Source organism: Pseudomonas sp. FSL R10-0399 (genome assembly GCF_009600165.1).
GTDB classification, from domain to species: domain Bacteria; phylum Pseudomonadota; class Gammaproteobacteria; order Pseudomonadales; family Pseudomonadaceae; genus Aquipseudomonas; species Aquipseudomonas helleri.
This window is the reverse complement of the sequence record NZ_WIWK01000280.1, coordinates 1-712: the sequence shown is the minus strand read 5'-3', so window position 1 is coordinate 712 and position 712 is coordinate 1. Positions and strand designations below refer to the sequence as shown.

The following is a 712-nucleotide window of genomic DNA, read 5'->3' as shown; positions in this document are numbered from 1 at the left end:
AGTCGGCCCAGCGAGGCGCTGGCAATGAATGGCGCAGCGCCCTTGGCAGCGTTGAACGCCGACACCAGACCGGCAAGGTCGGTTGTCGCAGTGTTCAGGTTGACAGGGTATGCCGTCCCGCCTCGGCTGACGGTGAGCGACAGCGGTGTCACATCAAAGTCGTAGCGCGACGGAGCACTGGAGCCCCGCAGCGTTGAAGCCGTACCTGCGCCGGGCGGTATTGCAGGTGCATAGGGCGTGTAACTGTTGACGATGTACAGCCCGCCGTTGGCACCCACAACCTCGATCGGCATACCGACTTCAGGATTGAGCATCTCCAGCGGGCCTTGGACGATGTCGCGCCCCGCCCCACCATCGATGACCGTGTATTCGTAGTAAGCCAGCGCACGAATCACCAAGCCGCTGACCCAATCCGCAGGGAACGCGCCCGCTCCCACAGGGATCGAGATGGTTGCGCCATTGAACTGGTAGGCCGAAGCCCGCGCCGATGGCGTGATGCTGTTCGAAACCGTCAGCTGTAGGCCAGCCGATCCGCTCGAACTCGCTCCCACCTCGGCCACATTGAACCAGAGCATCGATGCGGTATCGCCCGACACATCCGCACCAGGCGGATAGATCGTCACGCGAGCATCGGAACCCAGCGAAATCAGTGGAGTTTCACCCACCTTGATCTTGCTGATAGGGATATCCAGATCGCCCGCCGAGACGTACA

The 712-nt window shown here is 61.9% G+C and carries 1 pseudogene; it reads right to left on the bottom strand.

Going from position 1 to position 712, the window contains the following annotated elements:
• Positions 1–712, bottom strand: a pseudogene (locus GHO41_RS29975) (phage tail protein); the annotation flags it as partial.